This window comes from Acinetobacter calcoaceticus (genome assembly GCF_016508255.1).
Lineage (GTDB): Bacteria > Pseudomonadota > Gammaproteobacteria > Pseudomonadales > Moraxellaceae > Acinetobacter > Acinetobacter calcoaceticus_E.
On record NZ_JADVKT010000006.1, the window covers coordinates 24,226 to 46,986 of the forward strand.

Below are 22,761 nucleotides of genomic sequence, written 5' to 3' on the forward strand. Positions count from 1 at the left end.
TACTGTGTTAAAGTTTGTAGTAGATCATAATGATTATAAGTACATTTTTTTAAGAGCGTTTCCGACCAAAAACGACAAAATCTGTGAGGCGGGCAATGACATTCCAGCGTTTAGAACTAAATCAGGTTGAGCAGTTAAGTGCTTGTAGAATCTCTCTGTTGCTTGGATTAAATGCCGAGCAGAACTACATTGAGCAATTTTTCCGATTTAGTCTTCGACTTTTGAAGTGTAAAAAAGCCTTATTAACTTTTAATCAAGAACCTTACTTTTGGCATCGTTGTCCAGAAGGCATGACGGCAATCTCGTTTAAGCCTTCGAAACATTTAAAGCAGTGCTTTGCCAAACAACAGGTGATTAATCACGCACATCCTTCCTATCAAAATTTGACCAACTATTTAAAAGAACTAAACATCGAGTGCAGCAGGGCGTTGGCTGTGCATCTTTTGCATCCTGATGAAACCTCTATGGGCTTTGCTGTCTTTTTCGATGATGATGCAGCAACATTTGAAGATGATGATATTCAATTATTACTCGATTACTGTTCTACTTTTATGCAGCAAGTCGAGTTGAAATTTAATTATGAAGAATTAAATGAACTCTACGAGCAACAGGTTGCGATCAACTCAAGTAAAACTAAATTTTTCTCGATTATTTCGCATGACTTACGAGCGCCATTTCATGGACTGCTCGGGTTTTCAGAAGTACTCGCCAAAGAACGTGAAACCTTAGATGAGTCTAGCATTCAAAATATTGCAGATTATTTATACGACACTTCGCAATCGACCTATAACTTACTCGAAAGCTTACTGACCTGGGCGATGGCTGAGGGTGGGCGTTTTGTTTATCACCCGATTAACTTTAACCTTAGACAAGTCAGTAATATCGTTTTTGATGTTTTATATACCTTAGCTTTAAAGAAAAATATTGAATTGGTGAATGCTGTACCAGAAGATTTAAAAATCTATGCTGATATCAATATGATGACGTCGGTAATTCAAAACTTGGTGTCAAATGCGCTGAAATTTACAGATGTTGATGGTTCGGGCAAAGTCTTTATTGAAGCCAAACAAACTGGCGAAAATATTGAAATAACAGTGCGAGACACAGGTCTCGGTATGACCAAGCAACAAATGGCGAATTTGTTCCATCCACGTATTACGGCCAGCTTCAAAGGTACCGCAGGTGAAAAAGGTGCGGGTTTAGGTTTGAGCCTTTGTAAGCGTTTTGTCGAGATTAATCAGGGGAAAATTAATGTCAGTTCCAAAGAGGGTGTTGGAACCACATTTAAAGTTTTATTACCTTCGGCTCAAGACAGTCATGATCCTCATATCGAATATCAATCATCATCGGAAGCAAAATTAGTCTAATCCCTTTTCCTACCACTACTCGAACTGCTATAACTAAAAAGAGAGTACGAGGAAAAGAGCTTTTTATATGAATGCGGAGCAGTTACAAAAAACATTGCGTGCTAGTCAGTATGCAGAACAAGTTTTAGGTTTGCATCAAACTATTTTAGAGCAAGATTACCAAATAGATCAATTTACTGCGCCGCTCTCGACTGAACAGATTTACCAATTTGTACAAACCACATTAGATGGGATTGGTGACGAAACGCTGTGGATGCGTGGGCTTCGTATTTTGCGTGGACGTTTAATGTTCCGCTGGATTTGGCAGGATGCCAATCAGCTTACCGATGTTGTCACACTCACTCGCGAACTTTCTGATTTTGCCGATGCCAGTATTTGTGCGGCAAAGGCTTTTGCTCGTGTGGCGCTCGTGGCTAAACATGGCGAACCTGTGAGCTATTCTGGCAAAGTTCAAGATTTGATTGTCGTTGCTATGGGGAAGCTTGGTGCTCAAGAGCTTAATCTGTCGAGTGATATTGATCTGATTTTTGCCTTTGATGAACAAGGTGAAACCAATGGCCGCAAATGCATTGATGTACAGCAGTTCTGTATTTTGTGGGGACAAAAACTCATTTATTTGCTTGAACACATTACCGCAGATGGTTTTGTGTTTCGAGTTGACATGCGGTTACGCCCTTGGGGAGATGGCTCCGCTTTGGCGATTAGCCATGTCGCTTTGGAAAAATATTTAAGTCAGCATGGTCGTGAATGGGAACGCTATGCATGGATTAAAGCGCGTGTTGTGACTGGAGGTAAAGAAGGGCAAGATTTGTTAGAGATGACACGTCCTTTTGTTTTCCGTCGTTATGTCGATTACACCGCCTTTGCTGCTATGCGCGATATGAAAGCCATGATTGAGCGCGAAGTTTTGCGCCGTCATATCGAGGATGATATTAAGCTCGGGGCGGGAGGTATTCGCGAAATTGAATTTATTGTTCAAGTGTTCCAGCTTATTTACGGCGGCTCGAAACGTGAGCTGCAAGACCGCCAATGTTTAATCAGTCTTGAGCATATTGGCGAAGCAGACTTGTTAGAAAAACAGGCCGTATTAGAACTAGAAGATGCCTATCTGTTTTTACGCCGTGTTGAACATGCGATTCAAGCGCTGAATGATCAGCAAACCCAATTATTACCAGAAGAAGTCGATCTAAGACAACGCATTATAGATACTTTGGGTTTTGCGAGTTGGAATGAATTTATCGATGTTCTCAACGAGAAACGCCAGAAAGTAAAAGTTCAATTTAAGCAATTGATTGAAGATACTAGCTCTAATGCAGCAACTGAAAACTTTGGGCAGTTAGAGCAACAGTTAGATGAAGTGCTGGATGACAATGCGAAAAATCTGATTCATGAGTTCTGGCACGGTCATGCAATCAAAAAGCTACCTTCAAATGCTGTCCAGCGTTTAAAAACATTTTGGCCTCATTTAATTGAAGTGATCTTACAGTCTGAGCAACCTCAAACTGCGCTTTTACGTTTAATGCCACTGATTGAATCAGTCATGCGTCGAACTGTGTATTTAGTCATGCTGATTGAAAGTAAAGGGGCATTGCAACGCTTAGTTAAAATGGCGACCGTAAGTCCATGGATTTGTGAAGAGCTAACGCAATATCCAGTACTGCTTGATGAGTTCTTGTCGATGGGCTTTGAGTTGCCAAAACGAAAGGACTTAGAGGATTCTTTACGTCAACAGTTGCTCCGCATTGAGATTGATCAGGTTGAAGACCAAATGCGAGCACTTCGGCTGTTTAAAAAGAGTAATGTACTCACTGTCGCAGCAAGTGATGTGTTAGCCGAAAGCCCTCTTATGAAGGTGTCAGATGCATTAACAGATATTGCAGAAGTGAGTGTTAATGCAACACTTCATTTAGCTTATCAGACCGTGGCAAAGCGTCATGGTTATCCATGTGATATCGATGGAAAACGCTGCTCACTAGACTACAAAGCCTTTGCTGTTATTGGTTATGGCAAGGTGGGTGGCATTGAGTTGGGCTATGGTTCTGACTTAGATCTTGTCTTTATTCATTATCTGGATGAACAAGCAGATACGGATGGAACGAAGTCTATTACTGGCTTTGAGTTTGCTATGCGTGTCGCTCAAAAGTTTATGTCACTCATGACCACTCAAACGCTTGATGGTCGTGTCTATGAAATTGATACACGCTTAAGACCCTCAGGTGAGGCGGGTTTGTTGGTGACAAGTCTTAAGGCATACGAGCACTATCAGTTGAAAAGTGCATGGCTTTGGGAGCATCAGGCACTCGTTCGAGCACGTTCTATTGCAGGTGATGAGATGCTTTGCCAGAAATTTGAAATATTTCGCCGCGAGATATTGACTCAATCTAGAGATGAGGCTTATGTTCGTGAGGAAGTGTTGAAAATGCGTCAGAAAATGAAAGACCACTTGGGTTCATCTTCTGAACAAAAAAAACATGGTATTTTTCATTTAAAACAGGACGCAGGTGGTATCGTAGATATCGAATTTATGGCACAGTATGCTGTACTTGCATGGAGCGGGACGAACCCCGATCTCGCCCATTATTCTGATAATGTAAGAATTTTAGAAGATGCTGCTAAAGCAGACTGCTTATCCAGTGAAGATGCCACAGCATTAATTCGAGCCTATCTTCGTGAACGTGCCGAAAGCCACCGTTTAGCCCTTGCAAATCAATCCATGCAAGTAAGCGCAGCGGACTGGCGTAGTACCCGTGCGGTCGTTTGCAATTTATGGCAAAGATTAATAGACCCAACCGCCTCGGTTGAGTTGGATAGTGAATGATTTTATAACAATTTGGAGTGTTCCATGAATTTGGCTGATCGTGATGGTTTTATTTGGCAAGATGGACAATTAATTGATTGGCGTGATGCAAAGATTCACGTTTTAACACATACTTTACACTACAGTATGGGCGTATTTGAGGGTGTTCGTGCTTATGAAACTCCTAAAGGTACTGCCATTTTTCGTCTTCAAGACCACACAAAACGTTTGTTAAATTCAGCAAAAATTTATCAAATGAAAGTACCGTATGACCAAGCAGCGCTTGAACAAGCACAAATTGATGTTGTACGTGAAAATAAATTAGCTTCTTGCTATTTACGTCCACTTATTTGGATCGGTTCAGAAAAACTCGGTATCGCAGCAACGAATAATACGATTCATGCCGCAGTTGCAGCATGGGCGTGGGGTGCGTACCTTGGTGATGAAGCAATGGCGAATGGTATTCGCGTTAAAACTTCATCGTTTACTCACCATCATCCAAACGTGACGATGTGTAAAGCAAAAGCATCTGGTAACTACACCTTGTCAATTCTTGCTCACCAAGAAGTTGCACATTCTGGTTACGATGAAGCAATGTTAATGGACCCACAAGGTTATGTGTGCCAAGGTTCTGGTGAAAACGTATTCTTAATTAAAGATGGCGTTTTACATACTCCAGACATCGCTGGTGGTGCGCTTGATGGTATTACCCGTCAAACTGTAATGACGATTGCTAGAGATCTTGGTTATCAAGTTGTTGAGCGTCGTATTACACGTGATGAATTCTACATTGCAGATGAAGCATTCTTCACAGGTACGGCTGCTGAAGTAACACCAATTCGTGAATACGATGACCGTCAAATCGGTGCAGGCTGCCGTGGTCCAATTACCACTGAAATCCAAAAAACTTTCTTTGATGCAGTTCAAGGTAAAAATCCAAAATATGAACACTGGTTAACTTACGTAAAATAAGTTAATCCGTTAACATGAAAAGGCGAACTTTGGTTTCGCCTTTTTTATTTTGGGTTAGGGAGTTTTTATGCATATTGTCTATGTCTCTGATGGTAAAGCAGGGCATCGTTCACAGGCTTTAGGTTTGTTTCAGGCGATGCAAAGACAGCAGGCAAATGCAACTTTTGAAGAGGTCCTCATTTCTGATTTGCCTATTATTTCTTTAATTCAGGCTTTTTTCTCCTCAAAGAAATCCTTATTTAAACAAGCACCTGATTATATATTTGGAGTGGGAAGCCACACTCACTTTCGTGTCTGGTTACTTGGTAAAATTTTTAAAAAGGCTAAGACTGTTATCTTAATGAAGCCAAATTTACCTATTGCTTGTTTTGACTATGCTGTAGTTCCCGAGCATGATGGTATTTCTGCGAATAGCCGCGTTATTGTGACGCAGGGTGCACTCAATCCAATTCGTAATGAAAACCGTCATCAAGCTTCAAGAATTTTAATAACCTTAGGTGGCTCATCTAAACGACATCAGTGGAACCAAGAAAAAGTATTAAGCAGTGTTCAAAAAATTGTTGAGAATAACCCAGACTCTGAAATTATTCTGACGACTTCACGCCGAACGCCAACAGAATTTATCGATATTTTAAGACAGCAAAGTTTTGCCGAGCATTTACAAATTTTTCCGGTTGATCAAACCCCTCAAGGTTGGATTTTTGAGGAAATGCAAAAAGCAGAAGCGGTATGGGTAACAGAAGATAGTGTTTCTATGATTTTTGAAGCACTTACTGCAGGTTGTCGAGTTGGTGTGATTGCAATGGACAGGCTCAAACAAGATCGTATTACAAATTCGGTTGATGTGTTACTAGAGAAAAAAATTATAGCAAATGTATCTGATTTAAATTTGCTTCCTGAAGGACAGGTCTTGCAGGAAGCAAATCGGGTTGTGCATCAGTTAACTAAATGACATTGGTCATCATCATGACCTGTATCGTAGTTGACTGTTTCTGATGTTGCTAAAACTTCTCTTGGATATGTTTTGTAGTTTGAATTAAATAACGATTTATCTTGAGATATGTTTTTACAGTGGATACCTCTCATATCTAAGAGTGTAGGTAATATATTAATTGAGCTAATCGCACTACTTTGCTCTTGAGAAAGAATACTAGCCATCTGTGGATGATGTTGTTTCCATGAGTTTGAGCTCCACATAATTAAAGGAACATCAAAATTATTTTTCATATCTAAATGCAGTGAGCTATTTCCTTTACATTCTCCAAGATTCAATCCATGGTCAGATGTATAAACTAAATTGGCATCTACATTGGTTGCTTTTAATTTTTGGATAACTTCATTAAGCAAGTAGTCTGTATAAAGTACAGTGTTGTCGTAAGTATCTTTAAATTTATTAAATTGTGGTGGATAGCGTTTTGTAAAATCTGCATGTGAACCATAAAGATGTAACACGATGAATTTATGTGGTGTTTTTTCTGCCAATGCCCGGTCAAGTGATTTGAGCAGTTCTGCGTCGTAATGAGTTTCTAGTGATGCTGAATATGAATGTTGTGTCAAAAATTGGGTTTCTTGAGCAGAAGAAGCGTAAGCTGAAACAAGAGAATCATATTCTCCATATTGAGATTGTGCGCTAAACCAATAAGTTTTATAGCCTGCTGCATTGAAAGCATTGACAACAGAGGGGCTTAAATTATCAGTACCGTTTAGCTTTCCTGTTAATAAGGTGGGTACAGATTTACTGGTCATATAAGAACCTGAAATCGTATTATTAAATAACCATAAATCTTGTTTATATTTTGCCAGATAAGGTGTTGTATTGTTTTTTGTATAGCCAAACAAACTTAAACGATCGCGCCGTGCGCTTTCGCCAATCGCTAATACCGTAATGGTAGGCCGAGTTTCCTTAATCTGTGTGCATTCAATTTTATTTTGTGTTGCGATGAAGTCTTTTACTCGATCTACCTCAAGGCTCGCTGCAGGTAAGCCAAGAAGTAAATTTAAAGGATAAGATTGTTTAAAATGACGATAGATATTTAGAAACCCTTGATCAGGGTCAGGTGCTTTAAAGTAGCGTTGAATGGGTGAAAAAATAAGACATAAAGCTAAAATACGCAGCCATATTGGGGTTTGTAGTTTTTGATTTGGAATAAAATAATAAAAGAAAACCAGAGGAATGATATAAGCAATAATCAAACCAATTGCTAAAGGAAGATCTAATGTCGATAAATAAACTTTACCTTCAGTTGTAGAGCTTCCCAGAATTGTGAGCCATACTGAAATTTCAGTTGGGGCGTTATAGGTAATTTCGTAATAAAGAGCAAAAGGGCTTAAGAGATAAATAGGTAAGCTAAACCAGAAAAAACGGCGATAATGATAAATTAAAAAAACGAAAAAAATGAGTGGATACAAAGCTTTTAAAAAGCCATCACCAGAAATAACGCACGATGGAATAAGGAGCATAAAGCAATAAAGAAAGAACCATAGCTTTCCTGTCTTGAGTCGAAAAATCACGCCAAGCTATTCCAAGTGTAAAAGCGCGATATCATCCTATATTTTGATAACTGGGTCTACAAAAATCAGGCATGATATAATATTTTGATTGATCTCCAGAATTAATGGAATTGTAGAGTTTAGAATGAAAATATTGCATATCGCAAATTTTGGCTTTAATAAACAAGGCGCGCATTTTTACTGCACAGACCGTAAAATTTCTGCCGGATTAATTGAAAATGGCCATTTCGTTTATGATTTTAGTTTTCGCGATATGGCTCGAATGGGCACCATTTTTAAAACAAAAAAACTGGGTGCCAATTGGGCCAATAAAGAAGTCTTAAAAGTCGTCAATAACATTGAACCTGATTTAGTGCTTATTGGTCATAGTGACTTAATGAGTCCAGATGTTCTCAGACAGATTAAGGAATCTTATCCAAACACTAAAATTGCATTTTGGTATGTTGACCCGCTTTATCTAGAAAGCAAACTTGGCTTTGTAAAAGCATTCTCGCCGTATTTGGATGCTATTTTCTGCACAACAGGTGGCGAATATCTACAAAAATTAAAGCAGCCTCATTTAAGCGTAGCCTATCTGCCAAATGTGGGGCATCGTAATGTAGAGACGCTACAACAGTTTTCAAATGCTAACACCGACAAGACCTTTATTTTTTGTGGCGTGATCTATAAAGAACCTGAGCGTGAGAAATTCTTAAAAGACTTAGCAGATGCACTGCAACAATGTCATGTGAACTATCAATATTATGGTTGTTTTGAGCAACCTGGTGTTTACGGTAAAGCTTATTATAAAGTTCTATCTGAAACAAAAATGGGACTTAATTACTCACGCCGTAATGATGTAACCTTGTATAGTTCTGACCGTATTGTACACTTGACTGGTAATGGTTTACTCACTTTTAGCCCAAGAATTCCTGGCTTTGAAAAACTCTACACTGAGCAGGAAGTCGTTTATTTTGATGATCAGTTCGACTTGGCTAAGAAGATACAATTCTTTGACCAAAACCCAGAGCAAGCTGAAAAAATAGCGAAAGAAGGGTGGGAGAAAACACGTAAATCTTTCAATGCTAAGCGTATCACCCAGTTTATGGTTGAGGTGACATTTAAGCAGCCCCTTTCAGAAGATTATGAATGGTCACATGAGGTTTATGCATGATGTGGTTTTTGTACGTTGCGGTAGGCCTAATAGCACTTGCTGCACTGTTATATGTGCTGGGTAATTATACTTTTTGGCTTCCTTTTCGTTCGAATAAACTACCACGCATTGTGATGTTGCATCAGGTTACACCTAAAGATGCAGCCTCTGGCATGAATATGCCTCCTGAAAAGTTTGAACAACTCTTAAAGTTGTTGACGCGTAAAGGGGCTACTTTTTGCTTTGTTTCTGAGCTTGAACAATATCGTAATCAAAAGAATGTCGTTGCTTTAAGTTTTGATGACGGCTTTATGGATAATTATCTTTATGCCTATCCATTACTCAAAAAATATAATGCAAAGGCTACCATTTATTTGGCGACGCAAATTGAAGGAATCGAAAAGCTAACTTATGAGCAAATTCATGAAATGGCAAATTCTGGTTTCATTGAATTTGGTGCACATACCCAACATCATGTGAACTTACTTAAGCTTGATGATCAAACTGCTTACGATGAAATGCTTCAGTCTAAACGTGACGTTGAAGCATTAGTTGGGAAGTGCCCAAGCTTTGCCTATCCATTTGGTCGATTTAGCGAAAAGCACCAGAAAATGGCCGAAGAGATTGGCTTTAAAAATGCTGTATCGACTCGAAAAAAAATCGAAGCCTATGAAGCTGTTAATCAATTTAATATTCCACGTGTCAGCACGCATGGTGCCATGAATGCTTTACAGATGCGTATCGCCCTTGCTAAAGGACGTTATAAGTTATGAATAAAATTCCATGTAGTGTCTATATTGTCACTTTAAATTGTGGTGCTTGGTTAGAGCGAACTTTGCAAAGTGTAAGTGAGTTTGATGAAGTTATTATTTTAGACTCAGGCAGTACTGACAATACTTATGAAATTGCACAGCGCTTTGAAAATACAAAAATTTCTCACCAAGACTGGCAAGGCTATGCGGGGCAGAAAAGTTTAGCTTTAGCAAAATGCAGAAATGATTGGGTACTCAATTTAGATGGTGATGAAGTCTTATCTAACGAGTTAAAGCAAGAAATTATTGAGACCATTCAGCAGAACAAACTTGATGCTTTAATCACACCAATTAATGATGTGTTCTTAGGTGTTCCTAACAGTAAACATACTAAAAAACATGCAAAGGTGCGCTTTTTCCGTAAGTCTAACGGGCATTATGACCTTGCCAATAAAGTCCATGAAAATGTGATTGTAGATGGTGAGTCGCAGCGCGCTCAACATGATATTTATCATTATGGCGAGTCGAGCATTTTTGTTAAAGTCGAAAAAAATAACCAATATTCCAATCTAAAAGCATTAGAGAAATACCAAAAAGGAAAGTCTCCGAGTGTTGCTAAATTGGTTCTGGTGATGCCAGTGACTTTTATGAAGTCTTATTTTATTCGCCGTAGTTTCTTGAATGGTTGGCGTGGTTTCGTAAATAGTATGATTAACGCGTTTTATGCTTTTCTAAAAGAAGCCAAACTGTTTGAACAGACAATGAATAAAGATAAAAATAAGTAGGCAAGCTATGAAAATTGTTCAGGTATTGGCAACTAGCGGTGGAGTTGGTGGTTTAGAGCAGCATACTTTTAATCTTGTTAATGAGCTCGCTTTAAACCATGAAGTACATGTGATTGCACATCCTTGCTATGCAGACAAGTTTAGCTCAAAAGTACATTTTCATGCTGTCGATTTTGCCCGTAGCCGCTGGAACATTTTTTTACTTTGGCAACTTAAAAATCTTATCCAGCACATTCAGCCCGCTATTGTGCATGCACAAGCAGGAAAGGCGGCTGAATTAATTGCTCGTATTAAGCCATTTTTATCTGGTCCAAAGTTTGTGACGACGGTACATGGTACTAAAAAGAATAAATCTGCCTATTTGGCGGGTGATGCGGTTATTGCGGTAAGCCAAGCATTGACGCAAGGTATTCCAGAGTCGAAAGCACACGTGGTTTATAATGGAGTTTATCCTCAACCTGCTCTTACAGCAGAAAATAAAGAAAAACTACTTCAGTCGATCCAAAAAGATTTGGCTGAGCTGGACTCTAGCAAAAAAGTTGTCATGTGTATTGGGCGTCTAGAGCCAGTAAAAAATATCAGTTTACTGATTGAGTCGATGCAACAGATTAATGCCAATTTATGGATTATTGGTGATGGTTCACTTCGAGCAAGTTTAGAAAAACAAGTCAGTGAATTGAACATGCAAAATCGAGTTGCTTTTCTAGGGTTTAGAACTGATGCTCGAGATCTGATGCAATTTGCTGATGTTGTAGTTTTATCATCAGATCGTGAAGGTTTTCCGCTCGTGATGGTAGAAGCTTTACAAGCTAATAAAGCAATGGCTTCAACCAAAGTGAATGGTGTGATCGAATGGCTGCCAGAGCAATATCTAGCAGACATTGGAAATGTACAAGGCTTAGCAAAAGCAATTCAATTTGCACTTCAACCTGAGGCTCAAAACGACTTTAGCCCTTTGTATGCAAAAGCCAAGGCTGAACTGACTGTACCAGCCATGGCTGAGCAGACGCTTAATATTTATAAGCTGCTGCTGAAAACTTAATTATTTTTTGGCGTAAGGCGAATGGCATCAAGTACCACGAAGTTATCTTCGACATTAATGGTATGGCAACCATCATCTGCCTGATTCCAGTCTGGTAAAACCACTTCTAATAACTTTTCTTCATAAACTGTCGGGCTAAGCTGAGTAATCGCTTTTAATTCGATATTGCCCCCATAACGCTTTAAAGAATCTTGGCTTGGTCGAACCAGTTGCTCTTTATAAATAAAAGGTTTACCCGCCATACGGAATTGTTGACTGCCTCGGCATACTGGATTCATTGGATGCTCTTGCCAGTTCGGATTTAAAATATCTTCGGTAAAGAATAGATCTAAACGGTCACCAAATTTCTTACAATCACGACGCGTTGAAGTAAAAAGATACCATAACCCTTCATGATAAAAAGGTGTACTGTCGACCGCTTCAATACCTTCAATAAGATTAGAGTGTTTTTCCCATCTCAATGGAAACTCTGTACATTTCCAAAGCTCAATGGTTTTGTTTGCAGATGTTTCTGGAATCATGTACCAGACATCTTTTACTTTAAATACACATGGGTAAGAAAGATGATAGTCGAGTTTTAGAATAGTCTCAGGTGGGGTGTAAGTTCCGTCTTTAAATACTTCCAAAACAGAAAGAAAACCGACAGGATGTTCATCATCCACTTCTTCAAAGAAAATAAAATGACGATTATTTTCACAAGCATAAAAGCTATCTGCAAATGTAAACTTTCTAGGCGAGTGGATCTCAAAGAGTGAATCTAATTGCTCAAGTGTTGTAAACGGTTGTTCTAGCCAGCCAAAACGCATATACCAATGAGAGTTAAAAGATTTTGCTTTTTTTGATTGTTGGTATTTGTACCATTTTTTTTGAATCAGGCGATTTAGCATTAAATTTTACACTCGATATAACTATAATTCGATACACTATCTTTGAGTCATTTTACCATTTGAATGAAATGAAAAAATATTTAATCAGTATTGAATCTGCTAATAGTGATCGTTTGAAGAAGCTGTACTCTCAGGCAACATTTTACAACTATAAAGATGAGTTTAAACAGTTCGGGGTAATTGGTAAAAACTTAAGCGTTAGTGAATATTTTCAACAAGGTGTAGCAGGCAAGAAAAAACCAATGACGCCTGGTGAACTTGGTTGTGCCATGTCTCATATTGCGGCGTTAAAAGATTTTTTAAGCTCTGATGAAGAATATGCCATTATTTTTGAAGATGATGTGATTGAACGTTTTGAAGTCGATTTTCAGGATTTAGAAAAACATATTAGTTCTTTGAATCTAGGTTCGTGCTTTTTCCTAAGCTTGGGCGGCATTCAAATGAAAATATGCAATCGTGTTCGTGGAAAATTTTTGTCAGAAGAGTTGTATAACCAAAAAATTCTAAAAGTTGATTATGACTATCTTGAAAAACTAGCCTATGCTTATGCCTATGTTGTAGATCGAAAAATGGCGCAGATGCTAGTAGATTATCATCAACCGTTAAAAATTTATGATCACTGGCAAGACCTTGTTGGTCGAGGTGATTTTAGTTTTTATGTCAGTTTTTTATTCGATCACCCGATCATTGAAAATAATGATTCGTTAAGCTATTTAGAAAAGGAACGTAGCTTAATTACTCCTATCTCACAAGATGACAGTGATTTGTTACGTTACTTAAGAGTTAAACTAAAGAAATATATACTTAATAAATATATAATTTAGTCATTCTTTAGATTTTCTTACTAATTTTATGGTTAAGCAAAAAAATATTATTATCGGGTCAGCAACTGGATACAGTTCTGACCATATTTCTTCTTTTGTATATTCTTTAAAAAAGACAGACTTTGATGGCGTATTGGTTTTAATTATATATAAAGAGCAAATGACAGAATTTGTTAATGCATTTTCAGATATCAAGACTTTTAAAATTGAATTTAAAGTTTCAACTATTGGGAAATTTAAATCGAAGTCAAAATATACAGGTATTTACAAATTTAAGTTTATAAAAAATATTTTTAAGAAAATTATTGGTTTAACTGTAAATGAAGCAATTCCTGATTCAAAAATAAAAGCACTTAAAATCACAGGCTATCCACATGTGAGTCGCTTTTTTGAATATAAGGAAATTGTAGAAAATCATCCTGATGCTTCGTATGTATTGCTAACTGATGTCCGAGATGTTTTTTTCCAAAGTAATCCTTTTAAAGATCTTAGCAAAGGGCTCTTTGTAGGAATGGAAAATCCAGATTATACGATAGGTACTGAGCAATATAATCAAAAATGGATCTTGGATGCATATGGAGAGGTTTTTTATAATAGTGCAAAAGATGAGCAAGTTTCATGCTCAGGTGTCACAATTGGAGATATGAACTCAGTTAAAGTCTATATCAATAAGATGATTGAAGAATTCTGCAAGCAGCCATATCAAAAAATGTCTGAAAGAATTTATGATCAGGCAATGCATAATAAATTATTAATTACCAATGATTTAGCAGACATAACTCGCTGTCAGCCATTTGAGTCTATTATTGTAACTCTTGGATTATATCCAATAGATCAAATTGCCATTAATGATCAAGGTTTTATTATCAATCGCAACCAAAAAATCATTCCTATTGTCCATCAACATGATAGACATCCGGAATTGATTCAGTTATGCGATAACTATATTGGGAAATAAATTTTAGGATTATCTAAACTTTATGATGGGAAGCGGATATTAATTTTTATCCGCATTTCCTTTTAAAACCATATAAATCAGCGCAACAAAAATAAGCAATGCACCTGCTAAGCTACTTACGCAGAAATAAAGAATACGTTGATTTGTAGTGATGTTAAATAATTCATTTGCAAGGATATAGCGCATGAAAAACCATTGCGCAAGAGAGAATACAATTACGATTAAAGCGTGTCGACGTACATCAGGGCGCATTGCCATAATGAATCACCAAGGGAGAAAAAGTGGTGATATTATGCCATTTGCCCACTTTCATCTCAATAGAGCCTGAATTAACGAAATTGTGTAGAAAAAATAAAAATGTGAATGAATTGTGAACTTTTATTAACATTAATAAATAGTAAAATCCCTTTTGTTTACTAATACTTTCATTACCTTGTTAATTTTGGCTTGGGGAGACTAATGCAGCCTATTGATTTTGTACTGATTTGGGTAGACTCAACTGATACTAGATGGCAGCAAGATTATATATATTATAAATCTAAAGAAACAAATATACAGGTGACGGAGCTTAATGAAGAGTGCCGTTATCGTGATTGGGACAACCTTCAGTACTGGTTCAGATCTGTTGAAAAATTCTGTCCTTGGGTACGAAAAATTCATCTTGTAACCTGTGGTCATTTCCCTGAGTTTTTAGTCAAAAATCATCCTAAATTGAATTTGGTAACCCACGATCAAATTATAGATCCAGTTTGTCTGCCTACATTTAATTCTCATGCTATTGAAATTAATATCTATAAAATAGAAGGGCTTGCCGAAAATTTTGTGTATTTCAATGATGATACTTTTATTAATCGACCTTTAGAACCTGAGTTTTTCTTTCAAAATGGTTTGCCTTGTGATGGTATTCGTCTGCAGTCCTTAATGGTGGTGGGGAAAGAGAACTTTTTGGGCGCAGTTGCTTTAACTGATGTTGCAATTATTAATAAATATTTTGATAAGAGAAAACTATTTAGAAACCATCCTTATGCTCTTTTTAATCATCGATATTCAATGAGTAATAATTGGGGAAATTTTTTAAGTTTATATAATCGAAAGTTCTCAAGCTTTTATAGTACTCACTTGCCTCAACCTTTTTTGAAGTCAGTTTTTGAAGAGGTTTGGAAAAATGAAGAGGCTTATTTAAAGGAAGTATCAAATCATCGATTTAGACAGCCTTTAGATGTGAATCAGTATCTTTTTCGGATGTGGCAGTTCTGTTCAGCCCAATTTTATCCAGTAAATATATTTGAACGGGGCCAAAACTTTAACTTAAAGCTACAAAATCTTCCTGAAATTAATCATGTGATTAAGAATGAGCAACTTCCACAGATTTGTTTAAATGATGATGAACACGTGGTCGATTTTGAAAAGCTTAAAACAGAAATTATTCAAATTTTTGACCAAAAATTTAAAACGCTTTCAAGTTTTGAAAAAGAAATATCTCATTAAAATTTGAAAATTACTCAATAAAAAACCCTGCAAGAGCAGGGTTTTTTATTTGAAAATCTAAAAATTATTTAGATTCTTCAGCTTTTGGCTTTTCACGTAAGCGGATGCCCAAGTCACGAAGCTGATTTGCTTCAACAGGAGCAGGTGCTTGTGTAAGTGGACATTCAGCAGTCTTAGTTTTCGGGAATGCAATAACGTCACGAATTGAAGTCGCGCCAGTCATTAACATTACTAAACGGTCAAGACCAAATGCCAAACCACCGTGAGGAGGAGCACCGTAACGAAGCGCATTTAATAAGAAGCTGAATTTCTCTTCTGCTTCTTCATCAGAAATACCAAGCGCTTCAAAAATCGCTTTTTGCATTTCTAATGTATAAATACGTAGAGAACCACCACCAACTTCAGTACCGTTCAATACCATGTCGTAAGCAACAGAAAGTGCTTCACCTGGATTGCTCTTCACTTCTTCTACACTTGATTTTGGTAGAGTGAATGGATGGTGAACAGAAGTCCATTTGCCATCGTCAGTTTCTTCAAACATTGGGAAGTCAACAACCCAAAGTGGAGCCCACTCACAAGTTGCAAGATTCAAATCATGGCCAATCTTCACACGAAGAGCACCCATTGCATCATTTACAACTTTAGCTTTATCAGCACCAAAGAATACGATATCGCCATCTTGCGCACCAACACGTGCCAATAGTTCAAGTACGATCGGTTCAATGAATTTCACGATTGGAGATTGAAGACCTTCAATTCCTTTAGCGAGTTCATTAACTTTGATGTAAGCCAAACCTTTTGCACCATAGATGCCAACGAATTTGGTGTATTCATCGATTGCACTACGTGGCAATGCTGCTGCACCTGGAACGCGTAAAGCAACAATACGGCCTTTAGGATCTTTTGCAGGACCAGCAAATACTTTGAACTCTACTTCTTGCATTAAGTCTGCAACGTCAACGAGTTTCAACGGAATACGCATATCAGGTTTGTCTGATGCATAGTCACGCATTGCATCTGCATACGTCATACGTTGGAATTTATCAAATTTAACGCCAAGAAGTTCATCGAACATCTTCACAGTGAGGACTTCCATTAAGTCCATAATGTCATCGTCACTCATGAACGATGTTTCAACGTCGATTTGAGTAAATTCTGGTTGACGATCAGCACGTAAGTCTTCGTCACGGAAGCATTTCGCGATTTGATAGTAACGATCGATACCACCCACCATTAACAATTGTTTGAATAATTGTGGTGATTGTGGAAGAGCATAGAAACTACCATTTTGTACGCGACTTGGTACTAAATAGTCACGTGCACCTTCAGGTGTCGCACGTGTCAAAATAGGTGTTTCAACGTCCAAGAAACCATTGTCTTCGAAATAATTACGAATGAGGTTGGTCAATTTAGAACGGAAGCGTAAACGATCCAACATTTCAGGACGACGAATATCTAAGAAGCGATATTTCAAACGAATTTCTTCAGAAATATTGGTATTTTCATCATTTAAGGGGAATGGTGGAGTTTCAGAAGCGGCAAGAACTTCGATGTCTTTACCTAAAACTTCAATTTGACCACTCACCATGTTGGCATTTTCAGTACCTTCATAACGGCGACGAACACGACCTGTAATTTTTAATACATATTCAGAACGTGCTTTATCTGCAGTTGCAAATGCTTCTGGAGTATCTGGGTCAATAACCACTTGAACGAGACCGTCACGGTCACGCATATCAAGGAAAATAACACCGCCATGGTCACGGCGACGATGTACCCAACCGCATAGTGTAACGGTTTGGTCGATTTGGGCTTCAGTTAAAGAGCCGCAGTAATGAGTTCGCATCATAATGAAGATTATCCAAACTATATTGGCTGAAAAGACGGATGCGTAAACCGCGCACCGTCAAAAAAATAAGTTTTCGATTATGCCCTGTTGCATGGTTTGTCACAAGAAGTAGATCAAAAAACCGCAGAAATTAAGCGAAAAATGAGCAATTTGGCAGCAAGTTTTCCAAATTACCCCATTCTTTGTTGTCTATCCAAAAATAGGAAAAGTAAGCACCCTAAACTAAATGTGCTGAGCCAACCTTGCATAAACTCATTAATAGAACGGCCGGTGAAATAATAGGTATCTGAGTGCCAAACTTCATGGGGAATGTAGCGTGCATAATCCCAAAATGAAAATAAGCCTAAGACTGTAGATAGAATAAACAGAGACCATGCAAAAAATTTAATTTTTTTACTTACTGCCCAATGTTGTTTATGGCACTGGTAGTAATGAATACTCATCCAGCCTAAAAACGGTAATGCAAGAGCAGAGGAACCAAGTTGTAAAAGACGATACAAAGGATAGGGATGTCCAAAAAGATGCACAGTTGTTGCTAATACGTCTTTAAATGCAAAAGTTCGGAAGTCTGAGTGTGTTAAACCATCCCAAATCAGATGAGTGGCGATACCGATAATGAGCGCGAATATAATTCCGATAAAAAACTGGATAAAACGTTTAAAAGAGTCTAATTTCAAATCATGTTGAATACCAAAAAAACGGTAAACAACAGGCCGATAAACTAAATACCAAATGACACAAAACAATAAACCTAATGCAAGGTTTGGGTAGAGTAGACCTTTCCATTGATGAGTCAGCATGCTGGACTGAACTGTAAATAAGCGGTAAAGATCGGGTGTCATACTTCCAATTGCCAAAGCAGCAACTGGTAAAGTGTTTTGGCTAAGCTTAGATAGAGGCGGAGCTATAACGGCATGAGAGATTGTAAAAGGCATTAGAAATCAAAAATTACTCACATCATTTAATTGACCAGTCTAACGAATCATCTAATCAGAAATGTTTTTTATTGCAAAACAATCGAAATGTTATAATATAACAAAAAAATATGGGTCATTGACTATGCAGCTCAAAACACAGCTTTTTGTTCTCTCATTATTATCATTTTCTATTCAGCAAGTGATGGCAGCGGACGATACAAATACGAAGGAAGAGAAAACTGCCGAATTGGCAACAATTAAGGTTAAAGCCGAACCTACAGCGCCAATTAACAATACGTCTTTGGCAGAAGGGGCAACCAGTATTGGTAATGCCTTAAATGGTCAAGCAGGGGTCTATTCAGCTCAATATACAGGTGGGGTGAGTCGTCCTGTCATTCGTGGTCAAGATGGTACACGCGTTAAGATTGTACAAAATGGTGGCGATGTAATGGATGTTTCATCCGTATCGCCAGATCATGCAGTTACAGTTGATCCAAACTCTGCCCAAGATATTCAGGTATTAAATGGTCCTGAAGCATTATTATATGGTGCAGGTTCAGTTGGGGGGCTGGTAAATGTGGTTGATGAAAAAATTCCAACCAGCATGCCAGACAAGGGTTATCAAGGAAAAGCTGGTGTTCGCTATAACTCAGGTAGTGATGAATTACTTTATTCAGGGCAAGCGACAGTTGGTTTAGGTGATCATGTTGCGCTACGTGTTGGTGGTTTAAAGCGCGATGCCAATGACTATATCTTGCCTAAAGATTTACAAACAGATGAACGTCGTCAGGACAGCACTTTTGCCGAATCTAAAAATTATAATGCTGGACTGTCTTGGATTGGGGACCGTGGATTTATCGGTGCGTCATTTAGCCAACGCCATGATCAATACGGTATTCCTGCTGATAATGAGCTTTATAGTTCTTGTGGTCGTGATGGCTTGCATCTCGTGTGTGGAACTGGTGATCCATCAACAGATCATGGGCATGATCACGAACATGATGCTTCATGGATTAATCTTAAAGAAAAGCGTTATGACTTAAAAGCTGAGTTAAAAGACCCGTTTGCAGGTTTTGCTAAAGTTGCAGCGCAAGCGAGCTATACCGATTATCAACATGAAGAAATGCATGGCAGTGATGTTGGAACAACCTTTAAAAGCAAAGGTATAGATAGCCGAGTTACATTAGAGAATAATGCTTGGGCTGGTTGGACAGGGCAAGTTGGGGCGCAATATACCCAACAAAAACTAAATATTGTTGGTGATGAGTCCATTATGGACCCAAGTAAAACCCAGCGTTATAGTGTATTTGGTTTGCAACAAAAACAAATCAATAACGTCAATCTTGCGGTTTCTTCACGTATTGATCATCAAACCATCGACATTGAGTCAGATCAAAAAAATTACACGGGTACAGGATATTCGGTTGCTGTTACAGCAAGCTGGGAATTTATTCCGCAATACAAATTGTCATTTACAACATCACACCAAGAGCGTTTGCCATTTGCTCAAGAGTTATATTCAGACGGTGTTCATATGGCAACCAATACCTATGAGTTGGGTAATGATAACCTGAAAAAAGAACGCTCAAATAATGTTGAGTTAGGTTTGCACTTTGACAATGATCTCTTGAAATATAATGTAAGCGTGTTCCACAACCGTTTTGATAATTTCATTTATGCCAATACTTTAGATGAATACAAGGGATTCCGTCTCATTCAATATAGTCAAGATGCAGCGAAATTTTATGGTGTTGATGCTGATCTAAGCTACCAAATTTCACCTGTATATAATTTAGGGCTATTTGGTGATTATGTTCGCGGCAAAATTGATAATGAAAATGCGCCACGTATTCCTGGCGGACGTTTAGGTACTAAAGTCAAAGCAGATTTTGGCGATGGTTGGGATGGTTCTGCCGAGTATTATCATGTGTTTAAACAAGATGATATTGCTAATTATGAAACCAAGGGACAAAGCTATAACATGCTGAATTTAGGTGTTGGTTATAACGGGAAATATGGCAACGTTGGCGATTATCGTGTGTTCCTAAATGCGAATAACTTGCTGGATAGTCGAATTTATCAACATGAGTCTTTCCTCGCAAATGTTCCTCAAGTCGGACGTAATTTTACTGTAGGGGTAAACTTTAGTTTCTAAGGCTTAACACGAAACTAAACTTGAAAAATCAATCTAAAAGACCTAACTTGAAAGCATTAAGTTAGGTCTTTTTTATGCGTATTTTTCAACGAATTCATCAAAAAATAAATTGGTCAGGGCGTCGTTATATGGCGATATTACTTTGCGTTGTTGCTATTGCATATCTTGCATCGGCAATTTACCACACAGTAAAACCATTGCCACAAGGAATTAACTTTAGTGGCAAGCTTAGACATGCCGATGTCAAATTTTTAGCAGATAAAACCTACCTTGATGCAAAAGGGCAACAACAGGTTGATCAGCACATCTTTGATGAAATCTTGAAAATGATTGATGAGGCAAAAACTACAATTGTGGTGGATATGTTTTTGTTTAATTCAGAAGTGGGCGATTCAAAAATAAAGCAAAGACCACTAATGCAAGAGTTAACCGATGCATTAGTAAGTAAAAAAAGACAAAATCGCCAAATCCAGATTGTATTAATTACTGACCCAATTAACTCTGTGTATGGCGGCTTAAATCCTGAACATTACCGTCAGTTACGTCAAGCGGGTGTTGATGTGATTGAAACTAACTTAGGCCCTTTACGTGCTTCTAATCCCCTTTGGTCCGGTTTTTGGTACATCTGTTGTCAAAATATTGGAAATAATCCTCAAAAAGGTTGGTTACCCAACCCATTTGGGAATGGAAAAATTACATTACGCAGTTACCTAAACTTATTCAATTTTAAAGCGAATCATCGTAAGACATTAGTTGTTGATACTGATACAGGTTGGAAATCACTGGTGACTTCAGCAAATCCACATGATGGTAGTTCTAGGCACTCAAATGTTGCATTAGTAGTAACAGGAGCTACAGCCGCAGATGTTTTACAAACTGAAGCAGCGGTTGCTCGAATGTCGGGAAGTAGTGCACCCTCGCTCATTTTAGGTGATTTTGAAAAAGACGTAACCAAACCTCAAGTTCAAGTGTTAACTGAAGGGGCGATTTATCAATCTGTACTCAAATTGATTGATTCAGCTAAGTCGAAAGAACATCTTGATTTAAGTATGTTCTATTTATCTGAGCGCAAGATTATTCAGGCTTTAAAAAATGCCCAAGAACGTGGAGTTGTCGTTCGCGTTTTACTTGATCCTAATAAAGATGCTTTTGGCCGACAAAAAAATGGTATTCCAAATCGTCAGGTTGCTTCAGAACTACATGCTGCGGGTATTCCAATTCGTTGGTGTGATACACATGGTGAGCAGAACCATAGCAAAATGATATTAAAATATAATGCCCAGCAAGCAGAGTTAATTGTAGGATCTGCCAACTTTACTGCCCGTAATTTAAAAAATTACAACCTTGAAACTGACATGATGGTTATGGGCAAAGTTCAAGGTCAAGTCTTTAAAGATGCTCAAGATTATTTCAATACCTCTTGGTCAAACCTACAAGGTAAACAGATGAGCGTGGACTATGCGAAGTATGCAGATGAGTCGAAAGTGAAATACTGGATTTATCGTTTTATGGAATGGTCAGGGCTGTCGACTTTCTAATGACCATCTTTGGAGTTTTCCAAAAATGGCTTGTGCCTAGAGTCATCCACAACCTGCCCAAAATCTGAGATTAAATTGTTTTTGCAATAAAATTAGATAAGCGAAAACAGAGAACAGGTTTTGTGGATGACAAATGCTTTTGGTTACTTTGGGCGAAACCAAAGTAACGAATTAGCTACTACAACTAGAACTTAAAGCGGTAAGACTCCGTCTTGCTAATTAAAAAAGAGAATAAAACTTTGAATATTTTAAGGTGCTGGCGGTATCAACTGATCCAAAGTCTTATCATCTAACTTTTCCAATTCACTCAAATCAGTTTTAATTTTCCACTGCGACTCATCATCTACAGGATTTGGTAAACGTGCCTCAAGCCAGTCACAGACTACATCTGGGTTAAATTCAGGATGGTTACACTGAATAATCCACGATAAAAAATCTTTTGCTTCACCATTCATATAAGGCGGTGGAGAAACAGGAAAGAATAATGTCGGTAGGCGCTCATTCGTAGATAGATAGTTTAAAACATGCCCTAATTCTTGAACTGTTTGCCATGCAAGTGGATGTTCTACATCAATACTGAACTTAAACCACCAAGCATGTTCGCCATCTGCTCCATGAGCCATGATACGGGCTTCTTGTACGGTTGGAACTTTGCAAAAAAATTGATGAAGACGTTCAAAACTGATTTCAGACACAGCAATTGACCTAGCTTGAAAAATGCTAATGGTAGCATAGATACAGATTCTTCATATTTTCTTTATAGTCATTACAAACAATATCAATCAAA

19 protein-coding genes are annotated in these 22,761 nt (G+C 37.9%); 13 read left to right on the plus strand and 6 right to left on the minus strand.

Features of this window, described 5'->3' with window-relative positions:
- Window positions 1-95 precede the first annotated feature (95 nt).
- The 4 genes from I5515_RS12455 to I5515_RS12470 all read left to right on the plus strand — a co-directional run bounded on the left by I5515_RS12455 (window position 96) and on the right by I5515_RS12470 (window position 6,088).
- The gene (locus I5515_RS12455) at window positions 96-1,367 is read left to right on the plus strand and encodes a sensor histidine kinase (protein WP_199967355.1); all 1,272 of its coding nucleotides are present in this window, start codon (window positions 96-98) and stop codon (window positions 1,365-1,367) included.
- 67 nt (window positions 1,368-1,434) lie between these two features.
- Complete coding sequence (glnE, locus tag I5515_RS12460; protein WP_199967357.1) at window positions 1,435-4,185, plus strand: bifunctional [glutamate--ammonia ligase]-adenylyl-L-tyrosine phosphorylase/[glutamate--ammonia-ligase] adenylyltransferase; 2,751 nt, start codon at window positions 1,435-1,437, stop codon at window positions 4,183-4,185.
- A 24-nt stretch (window positions 4,186-4,209) separates the two neighbouring features.
- Window positions 4,210-5,136 carry a branched-chain amino acid transaminase gene (locus tag I5515_RS12465; RefSeq protein ID WP_009389399.1) on the plus strand — a complete coding sequence of 309 codons (927 nt, stop codon included), beginning with the start codon at window positions 4,210-4,212 and terminating at the stop codon, window positions 5,134-5,136.
- A gap of 67 nt (window positions 5,137-5,203) precedes the next feature.
- Window positions 5,204-6,088, plus strand: a complete 885-nt coding sequence (locus tag I5515_RS12470) for a mitochondrial fission ELM1 family protein (RefSeq protein WP_199967359.1) — start codon at window positions 5,204-5,206, stop codon at window positions 6,086-6,088.
- On the opposite strand, the gene I5515_RS12475 is transcribed toward I5515_RS12470, so the two are convergent.
- Complete coding sequence (locus I5515_RS12475) at window positions 6,073-7,647, minus strand: phosphoethanolamine transferase (RefSeq protein WP_320159797.1); 1,575 nt, start codon at window positions 7,645-7,647, stop codon at window positions 6,073-6,075. The two genes, I5515_RS12470 and I5515_RS12475, sit on opposite strands and share 16 nt — an antisense overlap.
- A gap of 124 nt (window positions 7,648-7,771) precedes the next feature.
- Here I5515_RS12475 and I5515_RS12480 point away from each other — a divergent pair, with 124 nt between their 5' ends.
- Genes I5515_RS12480 through I5515_RS12495 form a run of 4 tightly spaced genes read left to right on the plus strand, consistent with a single transcriptional unit; the run spans window position 7,772 to window position 11,358 of the window.
- Window positions 7,772-8,800: a glycosyltransferase gene (locus I5515_RS12480; RefSeq protein ID WP_199967361.1), complete on the plus strand. Its 1,029-nt coding sequence runs from the start codon at window positions 7,772-7,774 to the stop codon at window positions 8,798-8,800.
- A complete protein-coding gene (locus tag I5515_RS12485; RefSeq protein WP_199967364.1) occupies window positions 8,797-9,552 on the plus strand; it encodes a polysaccharide deacetylase family protein in 756 nt (251 codons plus the stop codon). Before I5515_RS12480 ends, I5515_RS12485 begins: the two co-directional genes overlap by 4 nt.
- Window positions 9,549-10,316: a glycosyltransferase family 2 protein gene (locus I5515_RS12490; protein WP_199967366.1), complete on the plus strand. Its 768-nt coding sequence runs from the start codon at window positions 9,549-9,551 to the stop codon at window positions 10,314-10,316. Before I5515_RS12485 ends, I5515_RS12490 begins: the two co-directional genes overlap by 4 nt.
- 7 nt (window positions 10,317-10,323) lie before the next feature.
- Window positions 10,324-11,358, plus strand: coding sequence for a glycosyltransferase (locus tag I5515_RS12495; RefSeq protein WP_199967368.1), 1,035 nt, complete (start codon window positions 10,324-10,326; stop codon window positions 11,356-11,358).
- Here the strand turns inward: I5515_RS12495 and I5515_RS12500 are convergent.
- The gene (locus I5515_RS12500; RefSeq protein WP_199967371.1) at window positions 11,355-12,245 is read right to left on the minus strand and encodes a hypothetical protein; all 891 of its coding nucleotides are present in this window, start codon (window positions 12,243-12,245) and stop codon (window positions 11,355-11,357) included. The genes I5515_RS12495 and I5515_RS12500 overlap by 4 nt on opposite strands.
- A 68-nt stretch (window positions 12,246-12,313) precedes the next feature.
- Between I5515_RS12500 and I5515_RS12505 the strand changes: the two genes are divergently transcribed.
- Window positions 12,314-13,069: a glycosyltransferase family 25 protein gene (locus tag I5515_RS12505; protein WP_199967373.1), complete on the plus strand. Its 756-nt coding sequence runs from the start codon at window positions 12,314-12,316 to the stop codon at window positions 13,067-13,069.
- A gap of 28 nt (window positions 13,070-13,097) precedes the next feature.
- Window positions 13,098-14,027 (plus strand): lipooligosaccharide outer core biosynthesis glycosyltransferase GtrOC6, encoded by a 930-nt coding sequence (locus tag I5515_RS12510; RefSeq protein ID WP_199967375.1) that lies wholly within the window; start codon window positions 13,098-13,100, stop codon window positions 14,025-14,027.
- 39 nt (window positions 14,028-14,066) lie between these two features.
- On the opposite strand, the gene I5515_RS12515 is transcribed toward I5515_RS12510, so the two are convergent.
- On the minus strand, window positions 14,067-14,285 hold the full coding sequence (locus tag I5515_RS12515) for a hypothetical protein (RefSeq protein WP_004789113.1): 219 nt from the start codon (window positions 14,283-14,285) through the stop codon (window positions 14,067-14,069).
- A gap of 201 nt (window positions 14,286-14,486) precedes the next feature.
- Here I5515_RS12515 and I5515_RS12520 point away from each other — a divergent pair, with 201 nt between their 5' ends.
- Entirely contained in the window at window positions 14,487-15,515 is a 1,029-nt protein-coding gene (locus tag I5515_RS12520) for a stealth conserved region 3 domain-containing protein (RefSeq protein ID WP_199967377.1), read from the plus strand.
- Between the two features lie 64 nt (window positions 15,516-15,579).
- Here I5515_RS12520 and aspS read toward each other — a convergent pair whose 3' ends face one another.
- Window positions 15,580-17,364: an aspartate--tRNA ligase gene (gene aspS / locus I5515_RS12525; protein ID WP_151964298.1), complete on the minus strand. Its 1,785-nt coding sequence runs from the start codon at window positions 17,362-17,364 to the stop codon at window positions 15,580-15,582.
- A 170-nt stretch (window positions 17,365-17,534) separates the two neighbouring features.
- Entirely contained in the window at window positions 17,535-18,299 is a 765-nt protein-coding gene (locus I5515_RS12530; protein ID WP_199967379.1) for a DUF4184 family protein, read from the minus strand.
- Window positions 18,300-18,423: 124 nt separating this feature from the next.
- Here I5515_RS12530 and znuD point away from each other — a divergent pair, with 124 nt between their 5' ends.
- The gene (znuD, locus tag I5515_RS12535) at window positions 18,424-20,436 is read left to right on the plus strand and encodes a zinc piracy TonB-dependent receptor ZnuD (protein ID WP_199967381.1); all 2,013 of its coding nucleotides are present in this window, start codon (window positions 18,424-18,426) and stop codon (window positions 20,434-20,436) included.
- Window positions 20,437-20,510: 74 nt separating this feature from the next.
- Window positions 20,511-21,974, plus strand: coding sequence for a phospholipase D family protein (locus I5515_RS12540; protein WP_199967383.1), 1,464 nt, complete (start codon window positions 20,511-20,513; stop codon window positions 21,972-21,974).
- Window positions 21,975-22,222: 248 nt separating this feature from the next.
- Here I5515_RS12540 and I5515_RS12545 read toward each other — a convergent pair whose 3' ends face one another.
- Window positions 22,223-22,669: a hypothetical protein gene (locus I5515_RS12545; protein WP_004789125.1), complete on the minus strand. Its 447-nt coding sequence runs from the start codon at window positions 22,667-22,669 to the stop codon at window positions 22,223-22,225.
- Window positions 22,670-22,761 lie beyond the last annotated feature (92 nt).

Bases quoted from the DNA above. Each gene is read 5' to 3' on its own strand.
- I5515_RS12505 (WP_199967373.1), top strand. From the start codon at position 12,314: ATGAAAAAATATTTAATCAGTATTGAATCTGCTAATAGTGATCGTTTG.
- aspS (WP_151964298.1), bottom strand. From the start codon at position 17,364: ATGATGCGAACTCATTACTGCGGCTCTTTAACTGAAGCCCAAATCGAC.
- I5515_RS12480 (WP_199967361.1), top strand. From the start codon at position 7,772: ATGAAAATATTGCATATCGCAAATTTTGGCTTTAATAAACAAGGCGCG.
- I5515_RS12455 (WP_199967355.1), top strand. From the start codon at position 96: ATGACATTCCAGCGTTTAGAACTAAATCAGGTTGAGCAGTTAAGTGCT.
- I5515_RS12520 (WP_199967377.1), top strand. From the start codon at position 14,487: ATGCAGCCTATTGATTTTGTACTGATTTGGGTAGACTCAACTGATACT.
- I5515_RS12530 (WP_199967379.1), bottom strand. From the start codon at position 18,299: ATGCCTTTTACAATCTCTCATGCCGTTATAGCTCCGCCTCTATCTAAG.
- I5515_RS12495 (WP_199967368.1), top strand. From the start codon at position 10,324: ATGAAAATTGTTCAGGTATTGGCAACTAGCGGTGGAGTTGGTGGTTTA.
- I5515_RS12490 (WP_199967366.1), top strand. From the start codon at position 9,549: ATGAATAAAATTCCATGTAGTGTCTATATTGTCACTTTAAATTGTGGT.
- I5515_RS12540 (WP_199967383.1), top strand. From the start codon at position 20,511: ATGCGTATTTTTCAACGAATTCATCAAAAAATAAATTGGTCAGGGCGT.
- I5515_RS12465 (WP_009389399.1), top strand. From the start codon at position 4,210: ATGAATTTGGCTGATCGTGATGGTTTTATTTGGCAAGATGGACAATTA.
- glnE (WP_199967357.1), top strand. From the start codon at position 1,435: ATGAATGCGGAGCAGTTACAAAAAACATTGCGTGCTAGTCAGTATGCA.
- znuD (WP_199967381.1), top strand. From the start codon at position 18,424: ATGCAGCTCAAAACACAGCTTTTTGTTCTCTCATTATTATCATTTTCT.
- I5515_RS12485 (WP_199967364.1), top strand. From the start codon at position 8,797: ATGATGTGGTTTTTGTACGTTGCGGTAGGCCTAATAGCACTTGCTGCA.
- I5515_RS12515 (WP_004789113.1), bottom strand. From the start codon at position 14,285: ATGGCAATGCGCCCTGATGTACGTCGACACGCTTTAATCGTAATTGTA.
- I5515_RS12500 (WP_199967371.1), bottom strand. From the start codon at position 12,245: ATGCTAAATCGCCTGATTCAAAAAAAATGGTACAAATACCAACAATCA.
- I5515_RS12470 (WP_199967359.1), top strand. From the start codon at position 5,204: ATGCATATTGTCTATGTCTCTGATGGTAAAGCAGGGCATCGTTCACAG.
- I5515_RS12510 (WP_199967375.1), top strand. From the start codon at position 13,098: ATGGTTAAGCAAAAAAATATTATTATCGGGTCAGCAACTGGATACAGT.